Source organism: Cellulosimicrobium sp. NPDC055967 (assembly GCF_042269845.1).
Classification (GTDB): domain Bacteria; phylum Actinomycetota; class Actinomycetes; order Actinomycetales; family Cellulomonadaceae; genus Cellulosimicrobium.
Genome location: NZ_JBHJYJ010000004.1, coordinates 213,733 through 231,410, shown reverse-complemented (window position 1 = coordinate 231,410; position 17,678 = coordinate 213,733). Strand labels below are relative to the sequence as shown.

General features: G+C 76.2%; 13 protein-coding genes. 7 read left to right on the top strand and 6 right to left on the bottom strand.

Annotated features, from left to right (window positions below; genetic code table 11):
* Positions 1-26: 26 nt before the first annotated feature.
* The gene (locus ACFC2L_RS07725) at positions 27-812 is read left to right on the top strand and encodes a helix-turn-helix domain-containing protein (RefSeq protein WP_375823680.1); all 786 of its coding nucleotides are present in this window, start codon (positions 27-29) and stop codon (positions 810-812) included.
* Between the two features lie 18 nt (positions 813-830).
* Here ACFC2L_RS07725 and ACFC2L_RS07720 read toward each other — a convergent pair whose 3' ends face one another.
* A complete protein-coding gene (locus tag ACFC2L_RS07720; protein ID WP_375823679.1) occupies positions 831-1,403 on the bottom strand; it encodes a dihydrofolate reductase family protein in 573 nt (190 codons plus the stop codon).
* Between the two features lie 139 nt (positions 1,404-1,542).
* On the opposite strand from ACFC2L_RS07720, the gene ACFC2L_RS07715 reads away from it, so the two are divergent.
* On the top strand, positions 1,543-2,262 hold the full coding sequence (locus tag ACFC2L_RS07715) for a nucleoside/nucleotide kinase family protein (RefSeq protein ID WP_375823678.1): 720 nt from the start codon (positions 1,543-1,545) through the stop codon (positions 2,260-2,262).
* On the opposite strand, the gene ACFC2L_RS07710 is transcribed toward ACFC2L_RS07715, so the two are convergent.
* The 5 genes from ACFC2L_RS07710 to ACFC2L_RS07690 all read right to left on the bottom strand — a co-directional run bounded on the left by ACFC2L_RS07710 (position 2,238) and on the right by ACFC2L_RS07690 (position 8,916).
* A complete protein-coding gene (locus tag ACFC2L_RS07710) occupies positions 2,238-3,377 on the bottom strand; it encodes an endonuclease/exonuclease/phosphatase family protein (RefSeq protein WP_375823677.1) in 1,140 nt (379 codons plus the stop codon). The two genes, ACFC2L_RS07715 and ACFC2L_RS07710, sit on opposite strands and share 25 nt — an antisense overlap.
* Before the next feature lie 197 nt (positions 3,378-3,574).
* Positions 3,575-4,048 carry an HNH endonuclease gene (locus ACFC2L_RS07705; RefSeq protein WP_264030521.1) on the bottom strand — a complete coding sequence of 158 codons (474 nt, stop codon included), beginning with the start codon at positions 4,046-4,048 and terminating at the stop codon, positions 3,575-3,577.
* A 303-nt stretch (positions 4,049-4,351) separates the two neighbouring features.
* Entirely contained in the window at positions 4,352-5,668 is a 1,317-nt protein-coding gene (locus ACFC2L_RS07700; protein WP_375823676.1) for a low temperature requirement protein A, read from the bottom strand.
* Entirely contained in the window at positions 5,665-7,188 is a 1,524-nt protein-coding gene (locus ACFC2L_RS07695) for an ATP-binding protein (RefSeq protein ID WP_375823675.1), read from the bottom strand. The genes ACFC2L_RS07700 and ACFC2L_RS07695 overlap by 4 nt, the downstream gene beginning before the upstream one ends.
* Before the next feature lie 51 nt (positions 7,189-7,239).
* Entirely contained in the window at positions 7,240-8,916 is a 1,677-nt protein-coding gene (locus ACFC2L_RS07690) for an FAD-dependent oxidoreductase (RefSeq protein ID WP_375823674.1), read from the bottom strand.
* A gap of 185 nt (positions 8,917-9,101) precedes the next feature.
* Here ACFC2L_RS07690 and ACFC2L_RS07685 point away from each other — a divergent pair, with 185 nt between their 5' ends.
* The 5 genes from ACFC2L_RS07685 to ACFC2L_RS07665 are packed head-to-tail and all read left to right on the top strand — an operon-like array spanning position 9,102 to position 17,634.
* Entirely contained in the window at positions 9,102-10,667 is a 1,566-nt protein-coding gene (locus tag ACFC2L_RS07685) for a pyridoxal phosphate-dependent decarboxylase family protein (protein ID WP_375823673.1), read from the top strand.
* Positions 10,664-12,151 carry a lysine N(6)-hydroxylase/L-ornithine N(5)-oxygenase family protein gene (locus ACFC2L_RS07680; protein ID WP_375823672.1) on the top strand — a complete coding sequence of 496 codons (1,488 nt, stop codon included), beginning with the start codon at positions 10,664-10,666 and terminating at the stop codon, positions 12,149-12,151. The genes ACFC2L_RS07685 and ACFC2L_RS07680 overlap by 4 nt, the downstream gene beginning before the upstream one ends.
* Positions 12,148-14,625: a GNAT family N-acetyltransferase gene (locus ACFC2L_RS07675; RefSeq protein ID WP_375823671.1), complete on the top strand. Its 2,478-nt coding sequence runs from the start codon at positions 12,148-12,150 to the stop codon at positions 14,623-14,625. The genes ACFC2L_RS07680 and ACFC2L_RS07675 overlap by 4 nt, the downstream gene beginning before the upstream one ends.
* A gap of 1 nt (position 14,626) precedes the next feature.
* Complete coding sequence (locus tag ACFC2L_RS07670) at positions 14,627-16,927, top strand: penicillin acylase family protein (RefSeq protein WP_375823670.1); 2,301 nt, start codon at positions 14,627-14,629, stop codon at positions 16,925-16,927.
* Entirely contained in the window at positions 16,924-17,634 is a 711-nt protein-coding gene (locus ACFC2L_RS07665; RefSeq protein WP_375823669.1) for a GNAT family N-acetyltransferase, read from the top strand. The genes ACFC2L_RS07670 and ACFC2L_RS07665 overlap by 4 nt, the downstream gene beginning before the upstream one ends.
* Positions 17,635-17,678: the final 44 nt, after the last annotated feature.

Genomic DNA, 17,678 nt, shown 5'->3' with positions numbered 1-17,678 from the left:
GCCGGGCCCGGGGGAGAGGAGCGCGCATGACGCCGACCGCGCTGGGCGCCGTCGTCCCCGAGCACTCCGTCCGCTTCCTCGGGCACGACACCCACGCCCACGACGAGCCGCACCTCGTGCACGTCGTCGCCGGCACCGCGGAGCTCGTCGTGGACGGCACGCCCCTGACCCTGCGCACGCACGAGAACCTCTGGCTCGCCCCGCGCGTCCCGCACGCGATGCGCCTGCCCGGCGACTCCATGGCGCTCGGTCCCGTGCTGTCCCCGGGGATCGAGCCGCCCGCGCGCGTCCACCGCCTCGGCGTCGTGCCCGCGCTGACCACCGTCCTCACGGCGGTGCTGTGCGCGGCCCCGGCGACGCCCGCGCAGGTCGCGCCCTTCCGCGCCGCCCTCGAGGACGTCCTGCGCGGCCTCGCGGGCGACTACTTCGTCCTGCGGCTGCCCGTGCACCCCGTCGCGCGGGCCGTGGCGGAGGAGGCCCGCCGGGGCGTGGCGACGCTCGACGAGCTCGCCGACCGGCGCCGCGCCAGCGCGCGGCACGTCCAGCGGCTCTTCGTCGAGGAGACCGGGCTCGCGTTCGGTCGCTGGCGCACGCGGGCGCACCTCAACGTCGCGATCGCGCGGCTGCGCGGCGGCTCGCACCTCGACGCCGCCGCGCGTGCCGCCGGGTACGCCACCCGGGCCGGACTGCTGCGTGCCCTGAGCCGGGAGACCGGGCTGCCCGTCGCCGACCTCGCGCGCGACCCGGTCGCGGCGCTCGCGGCCCCGCACGGCGAGGCCGCGAGCGCGCGGGTCGTGGCGGCGAGCGCCTGACGGTGCCCCGCGCCGGGCCTACTCCTGCCCGGTCGGGGCCGTCCTGACGACCCGGTAGCGCAGCGCGGTCCGCGCCCCGACCTCCTCGACGCGCACCTTCTCCAGCACCGCCGGCGCGTCGCCGTCGAACAGGCGCACGCCGCCCCCGAGCAGGACCGGCATGACCTCGACGGCGAGCTCGTCGACGAGCCCCGCGGCGAGGAGCTGGTGGAAGAGGTCGGCGCCTCCGATGAACGTCACGTCGCGCTCGCCCGCGGCGTCGCGGGCCTGCCGGACCGCCGACTCGACGCCGTCCGTGACGAACGTGACCCACAGCCGCTCGTTGCGCTTCGGGGCGACGGCCGGGGGCGTGTGCGTGACGACGAAGATCGGCACCTGGAACTCGTAGCCGTCCGCGTAGCCGTCCGGGTCCGGGGCCATGTCGTACGTGCGCCGGCCCATGAGGACGGCGCCCGTCTGCTCCTGGAGCGCCCGCAGGTACGCGCTGCGCTGCAGCTCCTCGAAGTCCGCGTACAGCGCCTCGATGCTTCCGTCGGCGTCCTGGACGTAGCCGTCCAGCGACACCGCTGCTCCCGCGACCACCGTGGCCATGCCGTCCTCCTGGGTTCGAGATCCTGGGTCGTGGGGTGAGACCCTGCCCGCGCCGCCGACTCATCGGTCCCGGCATGGCCGACCCACCACCACGACCCACGAACCACGACTCGAGCCGTGGGCACGGGACACTGGGGGCATGACCGTCGAGAAGGATGCCGTGGACCTCGTGCCCGGAGACGCGCAGCCGTCCGCCGAGGTCGCGGACCCGGCCGTGCTCCCGGCGCGCGTGCGCGCTCTCCGCGAGCGGTCGGGCGGCGGGCGCGTCGTCGTCGGGATCGCGGGCAGCCCCGGCGCCGGCAAGACGACGCTCGCGACCCGGCTCGTGGAGGCGATCGGACCGGAGGCCGTGCACCTCCCGATGGACGGGTTCCACCTCGCGAACGCGACGCTCGACCGGCTCGGCCGCCATGACCGCAAGGGCGCGCTCGACACGTTCGACGGCGCCGGCTTCGTCGCCCTGCTGCGCCGGGTGCGCGCGGAGCGCGACCGCACCGTGTACGCGCCGTCGTTCCACCGCGAGGTCGACGAGCCCGTGGCCGGTGAGATCGCCGTCGAGCCGTCGCACGCGGTCGTCGTGGTCGAGGGGAACTACCTCCTGGTGCCGCAGGAGCCGTGGGGCCGGGTGCGCGACCTGCTCGACGAGGCGTGGTTCTGCAGCACCGGCGACGCCGAGCGCGCGCGCCGGCTCGTCGACCGGCACACCCGCCACGGCCGCACGGTCGAGGCCGCGACCGCCTGGGCCGCCGAGGTCGACGGGCGCAACGCGCTCCTCGTCGAGTCGACGCGGTCGCGCGCCGACCTCGTCGTGTCCGGGGCGATCGCCCTCGCCCCTCAGGCGAGGTCCACGTCCGCGTAGAGGGCGGCGTGGTCGGACGCCGCGTGCGTCGCCGACGTCATGGTGTCGTAGTGGGGGAACAGGGTGCCGTTCTTGCCACCCCACACGCCCCGGCGGAACACGGACCCGCCGACGGTGCGCTCGAACAGCGCGGGGGACAGCAAGACGTAGTCGATCTTCTGGCTCGCGGTCCCGTTGCCGTAGGTGCCCGGCCGGCCGTCGCCGCGGAACGCCGGGTGCTCGCTGACGTCGCGCAGGTCGGTCCGCTCCAGCAGCGGGCGCAGCGGGGTGGACGACGGCGTGTCGTTGAGGTCGCCCACGACCACGACGTTCTCCTCCCCGCGGGCGCGCAGGCCCGCGTAGATCGCGGCCGTGCGGGTCGCCTGCCGGCGGCGGGTCGCGTCGGACTCGGCCTGCGTGCCGTAGCCCTTGGACTTGAAGTGGTTGACGAGCACGGTGAGCGTGCCGCCGCCGGGCAGCTCGACGACGTACTCCGGGCAGTCGCGGCCGAACACCAGGCGCCCGCGCGAGTCGCGGTCGTCGACGTGCGAGCGGACGGTCCCGATCCGGTACGGCCGCGTCGTGAGCAGCCCGACGTCGATGCCGCGGTCGTCGTTGCCGTCGATGACCATGACGTGCGGGTAGACGGGGCGCCCGGACGGCGTGACGACGCCCGCGTCCGTGAAGTGCTTGAGCGCGACCCGGCTCTCGGCCTCGACCACGGCCAGCACGTCGGCGTCGACGTCCGCCACGACCCGGGCGGTGTGCGTCATGGCGAGCTCGTCGACCCGGTCCTTGACCAGGTCCACCCAGCCGACCCAGTCGCCGCGACCCGTCGCCACGACCTCGGTGCGCGCCGTGCCCGCCGCCTGCGAGCCGGTGCGGCGCACGAGCCGCCCCCGGACCTGGCGCAGCACCGCGAGCGCGGCGGCGTCCGAGCGCAGCAGGCCGAGGGTCTCCAGGTGCTGCAGGATCTCCGCCCGCACGCCCGGCCCGTACTGCTCCTCGGCGAGGAGCGCATTGACCCGGGCGTGGGCGGCCAGGACGGCGTTGCCGCCCGTGAGCGGGCCCGCCATCGCGCGCGGACGCTCGAACAGGTTCTCGACGTTGAACGTCCCGATCCGGAACCTCGCCATCGTGGTCTCCCTCGCGCGGTCCGGGACCCGGGGTGGGTGCGAGACGCGGACCGGCTCTACGAGGAGGGAGGGAGACGACGCCCGGTCCGGGACCTCGGGGCGCGGCGGTCGGTGGACGGGAGGGGAAGCCCGGCCGGTGTCACCGCCACCGGCCGGGCGGCCTGGGGAGCCGACCGGAGGACCGGTCGACGGACCCGTCAGCGTCTGCGCGGGGCGGGCGCCGACGGGTAGATGTCGCGGAACGCGGGCTCGAACGGGCGTCTGAGCATCCGCAGGCCCGCCTGCTCGGGCGTGCGGCCGCCCTTGGCGGCGTTGCACGGCTCGCACGCCGCGACCGCGTTGAGCCATGTCGTCGTCCCGCCCTGGCACCGCGGCACCACGTGGTCCATGGTCGTCGCGGTCCCGCCGCAGTACGCGCAGCGGTACCGGTCGCGGCGCAGCAGCGCCGCCCGCGAGTACGGCACGCGGCCCTGGCGCTCGTACACCCACCGGGTGTGCACGTACCGCACGAGCGCGACCGACCGCGGCCGCTGGTACGGGCCGAACGTCTCGCCCTCGACGGCCTCGAGGACCTCGGCGACGCGCCGGTGCAGCATGCGGATGGCGTGGCGCAACGACACGCGGCCGATCTCCTGGCTGCCGCCGAGGTTGTAGATGACCACCTCGCTCATCGTCGCGCCTCCTGTCGTGTCGGTGGCCGTGGCGGCCGCGCGGTGGGGCGTGACCTGGGGTGGACGACGAGAGCCGCCCCAGGACGGTGCCCCAGGACGGCTCTGCAGGTGGACGACGTACGTCGTCTACCTGAGGAGCGCCCTTCGGGACGGGTCGGTGGACCACTGGTGCAGCACGCGGGTCCACCTCCCCTTCACCGGTCGTCATGATCGTGCGTCCGGGCGGGTTCGACCGGACGCCACGAGGCTATGCCCGCGACCGCCCGACGTCCACGGTTTTGACCCGGCAGGTCGTCGCCGGCGTCAGGCGTCGGCCCCGGCCGGGGCGCTCGCCGCGCGGGGCCGCCCGGCGAGGGCGAGCTGGACGAGCAGCGCGCCCGACAGCACCCAGACCAGCCCCGCGGCCGAGATCATGCCGCCGGCGAGCCACGCGACCGCACCGGCGACGACGACGGGCACGGCGAGCGCGACGGCGGTGCGCGCGTCGCGCAGCACGGCGTGCACCCCGGCGGACACCAGCCCGTGCACGGCGAACGCGCCGACGAGCAGCGCGAGCTCGCCCGGGTCGAGCGCCCGCGCGGGCTCGTCCAGGACGCCTCCGAGCGCGCCCGCGAGAGTGGCCAGGGCGCCGGTCGTCACCAGGTGCAGGAACCACGCCGACCGTGGCGGCACCCCCGCAGGGCGCAGCAACGTGACGCCCGCGTAGCCCGACCGCACCGTGAGCGCCCACAGGGCGACGAGCAGCGTGAACGCCCCCGCGCCCGCCACGAGCAGCGTCCGGTCCCACTCGGCCCCGCTCGCGGCGTCGATCGCCTGGATGAGGCCCTCGCCGAGCACGATGATGACGAAGAGTCCCAGCCGCTCCCCGAGGTGCGGGACGTCGGTCACGGCCGCGTCGACCCTCGTCGGCACCTCGACGGCGTCCGCGCCCCGCCGTCCGCCCCGTCCGGTCCGCCCGGCCGTGCGCCGCGCGGACCCCTCCAGCGGGCGTTCCCGGTCGCCGCGCCCCGGACGGTCGCGCCGGGCACCCGGTCCGCGACCCCGGCGCTCGCGGACCTCGTCGAGGCGCTCCTGCGCGCGCCGCACGAGGCGCTCGCCCGAGAGGGTGAGGAGCAGGATGAGGTCGATCGCGAGGCCGACCGCCCAGAGCGTGTACCGCGTCTGCCCGTCGAACCACCACGACACGATCCAGGGCACGACCCCCGTCAGCGCCTGCACCACCGGCAGGTCGACGACGACGGTCGTGCGGCGCCACGGTCGCGCGGCGACGAGCCGGCCCACGACGTACGCGACCGCGAAGGCCTGCGCGTGCTCGTCGTGGATGCCGGGGACGGCGGCGATCATCACGGCGAGCGCCGCCATCCCGGCGAGGATCGGCAGCGCCCGGGCGCCCTCGCCCGCGACGTTGCCGTACGTGGTGAAGCACGCCCACACGAGCCAGAACGCGGTGTAGGCGATGACGTAGAGCGCGAGCCCGCCGCGGTCGTGGTCCTCCTGCAGCAGGTGGGCGAGCATCCCGATGCCCGCGACGACGACGAGGTCGAAGAAGAGCTCGAGCCACGACGCGTGGCGCTCCTCGCCGACGGGCGACGTCCCCGCGGCGGGGGCGGGCGTCGTCACGGCTGCGGGGCCTGCGGGGTCTGCGCGGGTTCCAGGGGCAGGTGCACGACGAACCGCGTGTCGCCGGGCACGGACGTCACCGTGAGGTCGCCGTGGTGCTTGTTGACGACGATCCGCCACGAGATGTCGAGCCCGAGCCCGGTGCCCTGCCCGACGGGCTTGGTCGTGAAGAAGGGTTCGAAGATGCGGGGGCGCACGTCGTCGGGGATGCCGGGCCCGGTGTCGGCGATCTCGACCTCGGCGCGGTCGTCGACGCGGCGCGTCGTGACCGTCAGGGTGCCGGCCCCGCCCATCGCCTGCGCGGCGTTCTCGACGAGGTTGGTCCACACCTGGTTGAGCTCGGCCGCGTAGACGGGCACGGGCGGGAGGTCGACGGCGTAGCGGCGCACGACCTCGACGCCCGCGAGCGCGTGGTCGAGCATCGTCAGCGTGGAGTCGAGCAGCTCGTGCAGGTCGACGGGCCGGAACGGCGCCCGGTCGAGCTGGGAGTACTGGCGCGCGGCGCCGACGAGGGTGGAGATGCGTACGGTGGCGTCCTCGATCTCGGCCATGAGCTGCTCGGTCTCGATCGTGTACGCGAGCCAGCTCACGGCCCCGGTGAGCGCTCCGGCGTCCACGCGCTCGGCGACGCGGTCGAGCCAGGGCTCGTCGATCCCGGCCTGGACGAGCGCTGGCGACACGCGCCAGCCCTCCGGGAGGCCGTGGTCGTCGAGCCAGTCCGTGAGGCGGTCCTCGAGGTCGGACGTCTCCAGCGCGCCGACGGCGTCCGCGGTCCGGGTGTCGGCGTAGCGCTCGAGCGCCTCCTCCTGGAGCCGGATGAGCTCGGCGAGGGTGGCGCGGTCGTAGGGGCCGTCGGCGATGAGCGCGAGCTTGTGCCGCATTGCGGCGACGCGCTCGCGCAGGGTCCCGGTCGCGCGCACCGCTGCGGCGGCCGGGTTGTTGAGCTCGTGCGTGAGGCCGGCCGAGAGCGAGCCGAGGGCGAGGAGGCGCTCGCGCTGCCCGACGAGCTGCTGCGCGTCGCGCGTGCCCCAGAAGACGCCCTCCAGCAGGTGCACCGCCATGGGGAACCACTCGGTCATGAGCTTGGCGAAGTCGTGCGCCTCCAGCACGAAGAGGCGCGAGGGCTCCAGGGCGCGCGCCGAGTGCAGGTAGGTCTGCGGGAGCCGGTCGCCGAGGTAGGCGTTCCACGCCCCCATGTACACGCCGACCTGGTGGGTGCGCGACACCTCGACCTCGTCCTCGCCGACGCGCCGGTAGAGCGCGACGCCGCCGTCGAGCAGGACGTAGAACGCCTCGGCGGGCGTGCCCTCGTGAAACAGCCAGCCCGCGTCGTGCCGCTCGACGTGGCCGGTGGCGCACAGCCACGCGAGCTGGTCGTCGGTGAGGTGCTCGAACAGGAACGTGGCGCGGAGCTCGTCGACGTCGCACGGCAGCCACCCGTGGACGGCGCCGGTCGAGGTGGGGCCGCCGGGGGCGCCCTCGGCGGGCGGGGTGGTGGTGGGGTCCTCGGTGCTGGTCACGGTGTCGCCTCCGGAGTTCGGGTCGGGGCTGTGTCGCGCGGGACAGGACGGTCAGAGCTGTTCGAGGTAGCGGTGCACGAGCATGACGGCCATGGCACCCTCGCCCACGGCGGACGCGACGCGCTTGGCGGACTCCGCGCGCACGTCGCCGGCGGCGAACACGCCGGGCACCGACGTCTCGAGGTGGTAGGGCGGGCGGTCGAGCGTCCACCCGGCGGGCGGGACGCCGTCGCGCAGCAGGTCGGGGCCGGCGAGGACGTACCCGCGCGGGTCGCGCACGACGACGCCGTCGAGCCAGTCGGTGCGGGGCGCGGCGCCGATGAACACGAACGCCCACCCGCACTCGACGCGCGTGGTCGCGCCGGTGCCGACGTCGCGCAGCTCGAGGCGCTCCAGGTGGCCGTCGCCCGACGCCGAGACGACCTCCGTGCGGGTCAGGACGCGCACGCGCGGGTGCGCCTCGACCTGCTCGACGAGGTAGGAGGACATGGACCGCGCGAGCGCGTCGCCCCGGACCACGAGGGTGACCCGTTTGGCCTCGCGGGCCAGGTAGAGCGCCGCCTGCCCCGCGGAGTTGGCGCCGCCGACGACGTACACCTCCTGGCCGTGGCACGCCGTGGCCTCGGTGAGCGCCGACCCGTAGAACACGCCGCGCCCGACGAGGTCCTCGAGCCCCGGCCCGTCGAGCAGCCGGTAGGACACGCCGGAGGCGAGGATGACCGTGTGGGCGTCGATCGACGACCCGTCGGGGAAGCGGACGCTGCGCGCGGGCCCGTCGACGTCGAGCTCGATCGCGTCGCGAGTCGTGACGATCTCCGCCCCGAACCGCACCGCCTGCCGCCGCGCGCGCTCGGCGAGCTGCGCGCCCGAGATCCCGTCGGGGAACCCGAGGTAGTTGTCGATGCGCGAGCTCTGCCCGGCCTGGCCGCCGGTCGCGGTGCGCTCGACGAGCACCGTGCGCAGCCCCTCCGACGCCCCGTACAGCGCCGCGCTGAGCCCCGCGGGCCCGCCGCCCACGACGACGAGGTCGTAGAAGTCGGCCGTGGGCCGCGTGGCGAGGCCGACCCGCTCGGCGAGCGTGGCATCGTCGGGCGCGACGAGCGCCTCGCCCTCGGGCGTGACCACGAGAGGGAGGAGATCGCCGTCGGTCTGCGCCGCGGTGAGCAGCCGCGCGCCCTCGGCGGACTCCGACGGGTACCAGCGGTAGGGCACGCGGTTGCGCGCGAGGAACTCGCGCACCTGCGACGAGCGCGCCGACCACCGGTGCCCGACGACGACGGTCTCGGCGGGTCGGCGTCGGTCGGTGACGGACCACGCCTCGAGCTGGGCGTCCACGACCGGGTAGAGCTTCTCCTCGGGCGGGTCCCACGGCTTGAGCAGGTAGTAGTCGAGGTCGACGACGTTGATCGCCTCGATCGCGGCCTCGGTGTCCGCGTAGGCGGTGAGCAGGACGCGCCGGGCGGCGGGGAACAGGTCCATCGCCTGCTCGAGCAGCTCGACGCCCGTCATGCCGGGCATGCGGTGGTCGGCGAGCACGACCGCCACGTCCTCGCCCCGCAGCGCGAGCTCGCGCAGCGCCGCGAGCGTCTCCGCCCCCGACTCGGCGCGCACGATCCGGTACCGGTCGCCGTAGCGGCGGCGCAGGTCGCGCGCGACCGCGCGCGAGACCCCGGGGTCGTCGTCCACGGTGACGATGGCGGGGCGGGTCGTCGCGGCGGTGGGTTCCACACGGCCTCCTCGGGAGCCACGGACGGGCGAGTGCCATCCTCCCGCCGTCACGGTCCCGCGTCCACGGCGGCGTGGCGCAGGTCACTCTTGACGGCCCGTCCCGCTGCGCTAGGTTAGGCAAGGCAAACCTCAGGTTGCCTCGTCGCGATCCGCGGCGGTCCTCTCCCCGTACCTGGAGCCTCGCCATGCTCTCAGCACGATCCGTCGCGCCCGCGCACGGTACCTTGACCGCCCCGGCCCTGCTCACGGGCGCGACCGCGGGCGACTACGCGAGCACCCTGCACGGCGTCGTCGACGACGTGGCCGCGCGCGTCGCCGCGGTGACGCAGCCCTGGTCGGGCGCGAGCCGTGCGCAGCTCGCGGCGCTCGTGGACGGCGTCGACCTCGACGCACCCGGCGTCGGCACCGACGCGGCGCTGCGCGAGGCCGCCGACCTGTACGCCACGCACGCGGTGTGGTTCCACGACCCCGCGTACGCCGCCCACCTCAACTGCCCGGTCGCGCTGCCCGCCGTCGGCGCCGAGGCGATGCTCGCGGCGATCAACACCTCCGTCGACACCTACGACCAGTCGACCGTGGCGACCCTCATGGAGCGCCGAGTCCTGGCGTGGACCGCGCGCCGGGTCGGGTTCGCCGCGGGCGACGGGGTGCTCACCTCCGGGGGCACGCAGTCCAACCTGCACGCGCTCTTCCTCGCCCGGGAACGCGCCGTCGAGCGCGCGGCCCGCGCGGGCGGGCCCGGCCGCGCGGCCGTGCTGCCGCGCCTGCGGGTCCTCGCCGCGGCGTCGAGCCACTTCAGCATCGCCCGGTCCGCGCTCCTGCTCGGCCTGGCCGACGACGCCGTCGTCCACGTCGCGGCCGACGCCGACGGCCGCCTCGACCCCACGGCGCTCGCGGCCGCGGTCGGCGCGGTGCGCGCCGCAGGCGACCTCGTCATGGCGGTCGTCGCGACCGCCGGCACGACCGACCGCGGCTGCGTCGACCCGCTCGCGGCCGTCGCGGACGTGTGCGACGCGACCGACGTGTGGCTGCACGTCGACGCCGCGTACGGGTGCGGGCTGCTCGTGTCACGGACGCGCCGGCACCTGCTCGACGGGATCGAGCGCTCGCGGTCGGTGACGGTCGACTACCACAAGGCGTTCTTCCAGCCCGTGTCCGCGAGCGCGCTCATCGTGTCCGACCGCGCCGACCTGGAGCGCGTCGCCCACCACGCGGACTACCTCAACCCGCGCGAGAACGCCGAGCCGAACCAGGTCGACGTGTCGCTGCAGACGACCCGGCGCTTCGACGCGCTCAAGCTCTGGGCGACGCTGCGCGCGCTCGGGCCCGACGGCGTCGGCGCGATGGTCGACGCGGTCTGCGACCTCGCCACTGCGGTGCACGCCGACCTCGCGGACGACCCCGACCTGCGCGTGCTCGGCCGCACCGACCTGTCCACGGTCCTGTTCCGCTACGAGCCGCCCGGCCTGCCCGCGGAGCACGCCGACCGGCTCGTGCCGCTCGTGCGGCGCGTGCTGTTCGAGTCCGGGCGCGCGGTCGTCGCCAAGACCGTGCTCGACGGCGTCCCGTGCCTCAAGCTCACCCTCCTCAACCCGACCGTGACGCTCGCGGACGTGCGCCGCGTGCTCGACCTCGTGCGCACGACCGCGCAGGCGCTCGTCGAGCGCGACGCGCTGCTGGGGGACGAGGACGACGAGCACGCCGCGGACCTCGTGGCCTCGCTCGCGACGGCCGGGGCGGTCGCCCGATGACCGGCGCCACGGCTCTGGCCTCGCACCCGACCCACGACGTCCCGACCCACGACCCTGCCCGCGTGCGCGACGTCGTCGGCGTGGGGATCGGGCCGTTCAACCTCGGCCTCGCCGCGCTGTCCGCGCCCCTCGACGACGTGGACGCCGTGTTCCTCGACGCCGCGCCGGAGTTCCGCTGGCACCCGGGGATGATGATCGAGGGCGCGACGATCCAGGTCCCGTTCCTCGCCGACCTCGTCACGATGGCCGACCCCACGTCGCCGTACTCGTTCCTCGCGTTCCTCAAGGCGACGGGCCGGCTCTACCCGTTCTACATCCGCGAGTCGTTCTACCCGCTGCGCGCCGAGTACGACGCGTACTGCCGCTGGGCCGCGGCCCGCCTGGGCTCGCTGCGCTGGTCGCGGCGGGTCGTCGCCGTCGAGCACGACCCGGGGGCCGACGCGTTCGTCGTGCGGGCCGAGGTCCTCGGCGCGGACGGCGCCGTGACGGGCACCGAGGAGCACCGGGGTCGCCACCTCGTGCTCGGCGTCGGCACCGCCCCGGTGCTGCCGCCCGCGCTGCGGGCGCTCGCGGACGAGGTCACGCGCGGCGAGCACCCGGGCGCCGGGCCGCTCGTGCACAGCGCGCAGTACCTGCCGCACCGCGACGCGCTCGCCGCCTCCGGGTCGGTCACGGTCGTCGGCAGCGGCCAGTCGGCCGCCGAGGTGTACCGCGACCTGCTCGACGGCGTGCACGGCGACGCGCGGCGCCCCGGGTACCGCCTCGACTGGGTGACGCGCTCGCCGCGCTTCTTCCCCATGGAGTACACGAAGCTCACGCTCGAGATGACGTCGCCGGAGTACACCGACCACTTCCACGCGCTGCCGCTCGAGCTGCGCCAGCTCCTCGGTCGCGAGCAGCGCGGTCTGTACAAGGGGATCAGCGGCGACCTCGTGGACGAGATCTACGACGCCCTGTACCGGCTGAGCCTGGACCGCCCGGTGCCGACGACGCTGCTCACGGACACCGAGGTCGTGGCCGCGCGCTACGAGCCGGGGGCCGGTGCGGCGGGGGAGTACGTGCTGCGCCTGCGCCACGCCCAGCTTGGCGTCGAGGTCGAGCGCCGCACGCGCGCCCTCGTCGCCGCGACGGGCTACGCCGCGGCGGTGCCCGCGTTCCTCGACCCCGTGCGCCACCTGCTCCGGTTCGACGAGCTCGGCCGGTTCGACGTCGCGCGCGACTACACGGTCGACGACGCGCGCCGCGTGCACGTGCTCAACGGCGAGGAGCACACGCACGGCATCACCGCGCCGGACCTCGGGTTCGCCGCGTGGCGGAACGCGGTGGTGCTGCGCACCGTCACGGGGCGCGAGGTGTACCCGGTGGAGGAGCGGATCGCCTTCCAGACGTTCGGCCTGCCCGCCGACGCGGTCACGTCTCCCACCACGCCCCCTGCGGGCGCGCCCGTGCCCGCCGGCGAGCGCGCAGGAGGGGAGGCCCGATGAGCACGGTGACCACCACCCCGCCGTCGTCCGCGGCCCCGACGGGCGACCGCGCTCCGGCCGCGACCACGGACCCTGCGTTCGCCGTGCGGGTCCGCCTCGGCGCGGGCCGTGCGGACGTCTCGCTCGACGTCGTCGACCCGGCGCGCGACGCCGCGCTCGTGCAGGGCTGGCTCGCCCACCCGCGCTCCGCGTTCTGGCAGCTGGGCCACCTCGACGTGGACGGCGTGCGCGCCTACCTCGGCGAGGTGACCGCCGACCCGCACCAGGACGCGTGGCTCGGCCGCGTCGACGGCGAGCCCGCGTTCCTCGTCGAGACCTACGACCCGGCGCGCGTCACGCTCGCCGGCGTCCCCGCCGCCGTCGCGCTGCTGGAGCCGGGCGACGTGGGGATGCACCTCCTCGTCGCGCCGCCGGCCGGACCCGCGCGCAGCGGTCTCACGTCCGCGGTGATGGGCGCCGCCGTGCGCTTCTGCCTCGACCCCGCCGGGCGCGGGGCGCGGCGTGTCGTCGTCGAGCCCGACGTGCGCAACGCCGCGATCGCGGCGAAGAACGCCGCGGCCGGGTTCCGCGTGCTGCGCGAGCTCGAGCTGCCGGGCAAGACGGCGCACCTCGCGGTCGCGACCCGCGCCGACCTGGACGCGAGCCCGCTGGGCGACGGCGTGGACCTCGCCCCGCACCTGCGGCCCGACCTGGCCGACCGCGCGCACCGCCACCTCGTCGCCAAGGCGATCGCCGAGCTCACGCACGAGCGCCTGCTCGCGCCGCGCGCTGTGCTCGGGCCGGTCGAGGCGAACGGCCCGGGCGAGTACGTGCTGCCCGTCGCGGGCGGCGCCGTCGAGTACCGGTTCGTCGCGCGCCGCTACGCGCTCGAGCACTGGGTGCTCGACGAGGCGTCGATCCGGCGGACCGCCGTGTCCGGGGACGCGCCGGGGGAGTCGGGCGCGCGGCGCGACCTGCCGGTGGACGCGCTCGACCTCGTCGTCGAGCTCCAGCCCGACCTCGACATCCCCGACGACCTGCTCGCCACGTACCTCGAGGAGGTGTCCTCGACGCTCGCGAGCGCGACCGCCAAGACCGAGCGCTACGAGCGCACCGGCGGTCCGAGCGCCGTCGACCTGCTGGGCGCCTCCTTCCAGGAGGTCGAGGCGGCCATGACCGAGGGGCACCCGGGGTTCGTCGCGAACAACGGGCGCATCGGGTTCGGCCTCGCGGAGTACCGGGCGTACGCGCCCGAGAACGGCGGGCGCGTGCGCCTCGTGTGGCTCGCCGCGCGGCGCGAGCACACGCACCTCGCGCTCGGCGCCGGGCTCGACGAGGCGTCGCACTACGCGGGCGAGCTGTCCGACGACGAGCGCGCCGCGTTCGCGGACCGGCTCGCCGCGCGCGGCCTCGACGGGGCCGACTACCTCTACCTGCCCGTGCACCCGTGGCAGTGGGAGCACCGCGTGCCCATCACGTTCGCCGCGGACGTCGCGCGCGGCGACCTCGTGCCGGTCGGGCAGGGCGCCGACGAGTACCAGCCGCAGCAGTCGATCCGCACGCTGTTCAACCTCACCCGGCCCGGCCGCCACTACGTCAAGGTCGCGCTCGCGATCCAGAACATGGGGTTCCTGCGCGGGCTCTCGCCCGCCTACATGCGCGACACCCCCGCGATCAACGACTGGGTGGCCGACCTCGTCGCCGCCGACCCCGAGCTCGGCGGCCGCGGCTTCACCGTGCTGCGCGAGCTCGCCTCGATCGGGTACACCGGCGACGTCTACCACCGCACCACGACCCCGTCCCCGCACCGCAAGATGCTCGCGGCCCTGTGGCGTGAGAGCCCCGTGCCGCGCACCGCGCCCGGGGAGCGCCTGGCCACCATGGCCTCGCTCCTGCACCGCGACCCCGACGGCGCCGCCCACGCGACCGCGCTCGTCCGGGCCTCCGGGCTCGACCCCGCCGACTGGGTGCGCGCCTACCTCGACGCCTACCTGCGGCCCCTGGCCCACGCGCTGCTCGCGCACGACCTCGCGTTCATGCCGCACGGGGAGAACCTCATCCTCGTCCTGCGCGACCACGTCGTCGTCCGGGCCGTCATGAAGGACGTCGGCGAGGAGATCGCGGTCCTCGGCGACGCGCCGCTCCCGCCCGGGGTCGAGCGCGTGCGCGCCGTCGTCGACGACGAGGAGAAGGCGCTCGCGATCTTCACCGACGTGTACGACGGCGTCCTGCGCCACCTCGCCGCGATCCTCGCCGGGGACGGCGTGCTGCCCGAGGACCGGTTCTGGCGCCTCGCCGCCGAGTGCCTCGACGCTCACCGCGCCGACCACCCCGACCTGCGCAGCGGCGTCGACCTGCGAGCCCCACGGTTCGCGCACTCGTGCCTCAACCGGCTCCAGCTGCGCAACACGCTCCAGATGGTCGACCTCGCCGACCAGTCCGCGTCGCTCCTGTACGCGGGGACGCTCGCCAACCCCGCCGCGCGGGACGCCTGACGTGGTCGCCACGGGAGTGCCGGAGGTCCCGCCCGGCGGGTTCGCCGTGCACCGCGACGCGTGGGGCGTCCCGCACGTGCGCGCCGCCGACGAGCTCGCGCTCGCGCGCGGCCAGGGGTACGTCACCGCGCTCGACCGCGGCTGGCAGATCGAGGTCGACCGGTGGCGCGCCGAGGGCCGCCTCGCCGAGCGCATCGGCGAGCCCGGACTGGTGTGGGACCGGTTCGCCCACCGCGTGCGCCTCGCCGACACCGCGCGCCGCGCCTACGCGGCGCTCGCGGACGACGACCGCGCCTGGGTCGACGCGTACACCGTCGGCGTGAACGAGGGCCTGGAGCGCGGGCGCGACGTGCCCGAGCTGCACGCCCTCGCCGACCCGGGATGGCCCGGTGGGGGCGACCTGCCGCCGCACGAGCCGTGGCCCGCGTGGGCGCCGCTCGGCGTGTTCCTCGTCGCGCACGTGCTCTTCTCCGGCTTCCCGCACGTGCTGTGGCGCGACCACGTCGCCCGCACGCTCGGCGCCGCCGTCGCCCGGTCCGCGCCCGACGTGCCGCTCGCCGAGGTCCTCGACCTGCTCGCCGTCGACGGCGGTCCCGGCTCGGGGTCGAACGCGTGGGCGCTCGCGGGCGCGCGCACGCGGAGCGGGGCGCCGCTGCTCGCGGGCGACCCGCACCGTCTCCTCGAGCTGCCGGGCGTCTACCAGCAGGTGCGCCTCGCGTGTGACGACTACGACGTCGTCGGCCTGGCGTTCCCGGGCGTGCCCGGCCTGCCGCACTTCGGCCACGCCGGCGCCGCGGCCTGGGGCGTGACGAACGCCATGGCGCACCACGTCGACGTCGTCGCCGAACGCCTGCGCCGGAGCGCCGACGGCGGGGTGGAGGCGCTGGGACCGGACGGGCACGAGCCCGCGGACGTCGTCGTCGCCACGGTGCGCGTGCGTGCCGCGGGAGGGCCCGTGGAGCACCGGGTGGAGACGGTCGAGACGGCGCGCGGGGTCGTCGTGACGGGCGGGCCGGACGATCCCGACCGCACGTTCGCGGTCCGGCTGCCCGCGCGCGTCGACGCCGACCTCGGGGTCGCCGCGTGGCGGCGGCTGCTGCGCGCCCGCTCGGCGCGCGACGTCACGGACGCGTTCGCGACGTGGGTGGACCCGGTGGACCGCGTCCTCGCGGCGGACCGCGACACGGTGCTGTCGGTCACCGCCGGCCGCGTGCCCCGCCGGGACCGCGGCGAGCGTGCCCTGCCGCTGCCCGCGTGGTCCGACGCCGCGCGCGCCCGGCCGTGGGTCGTGCCGCCCGCTCCCGTGGTCGTCGAGGACGTCGCGGTCGACGCGAACGAGCGCCCCGGACGTCCGGAGATCGACCTGGGCCACACCTACGCGCCGCCCCACCGCGCGCGGCGGATCCGTGCGCTGCTCGACGCCGCGGGAGACGACGCGACGGCCGCGGACCAGGCCCGGGTGCACGCGGACACGCTGCTCGGCGGCGCGGACGACCTGCTGCGCTGGCTCGGCGCGCCGCCGGGCGTCAGGTCTCCGGGCGTCGAGGACGCGTCCGGCTCGGCGGACGGTGGCGACCTCGCGTCGGCGCGCGCGGCCCGCCGCCTGCGCGCGTGGGACCGCCGCATGGACGCGGACAGCGCGGACGCGGCCCTGTTCGCCGCGTGGCGTGCGGCGCTCGTGCGCCGGGTGGCCGAGCACCCCGCCCTGGCGCCCCTGCGCTCGCCGCACGGGCTCGACACCCGGCTCGACACCGTCTTCGCGCCGTGGCTGTCGGTCACGGCGCGCGTCGCGGACGCGCTGCCGGCGCTGCTCGGTGCCGCGTGGCTGGGGATCGACGGGACGGGCGAGGCGTGGGCCGCGCTGCGGGAGGTCGCGCACGATCCCGTGGGCGCGCACGACGACGGCCCCCTGGGGCCGGTCCGGGGTCTGCCGGACCCTGACCGCACGAGGACCGTGCCGGTGTGGGGCGACGGCCACCGCGTGCTCGGCCGGCACGTGCTGCTCGACGTCCCGGGTGCCGCGGTGCCGCGCGTGCCGCCGCTGCCGCTCGGCGGCGACACGGACACCGTGCGCTGCACCGCGAGCGTGCCCGGGATCAGCGACGTGTGCGTGCGCGGGTCGGTCGCGCGCTGGGCGTGGGACCTGGCCGACCGCGACGCGAGCCGCTGGGGCGTGCCGTTCGGCGCGAGCGGGGATCCCCGCTCGCCGCACTTCACCGACCAGCTCGCGGCGTGGGCGGCCGCCCAGACCGTGCCCGTCGTGACCGACTGGACCCTGCTGCGCCACGAGGAGAGCCGATGACCACCCCCGCGACGACCGCGAGCCGCCCCGAGGTGCCGACCGGACCGCCCGGCGAGGCCGACCTCCCCGCGCCCGCTGGTGCCGTCGCTCCCGCGGGGAGCGGACGGTTGCGGACGGGGGCGCCCGGCGAGCTCCTGCTGACGCACGACGCCCCGGGCGGCGGTCGCCTGACGCTGCGCGTGCTCGACCCCGACGCCGACCTGGACGTGCTGCACGACTGGGTGACCCAGCCGCGGGCACGCTTCTGGGGTCTGGCCGAGCTCTCCCGGGCCGAGCTGCGCGACCTGTACGCGTACGTCGGTTCGCTGCCCACGCACCACGCGTTCCTCGTGCGGTGGGACGAGAACCCCGTGGCGCTGCTGCAGACGTACGAGCCGGAGCACGACCCGGTCGGGGACGCGTACGCGGCGCGGCCCGGCGACGCGGGGGCGCACTTCCTGCTCGGGGCGCGGGGCCCCCGGGGCGCGGACCTGTGGGGCGCGGTCGGCCCGCTGCTCGTCGGGTTCTGCTTCGCCGACCCGCGCGTGGACCGCCTCGTCGTCGAGCCCGACGCCGCGAACGAGCGCGCCCACGCCCGGGTGCGCGCGCTCGGCTTCGAGGTCGCCGACCGGGTGCGCGTGGGCGAGAAGGACGCGGTCCTGGCGTTCCTCACGCGCGAACGGGCCCGCGATCTCCTCGACGCCGCCGCGGCGGTCGCGCGCGACTGACGTCCCGCGCGGGACGCACCCTCCGTCAGGCCGGGCAGGGCATC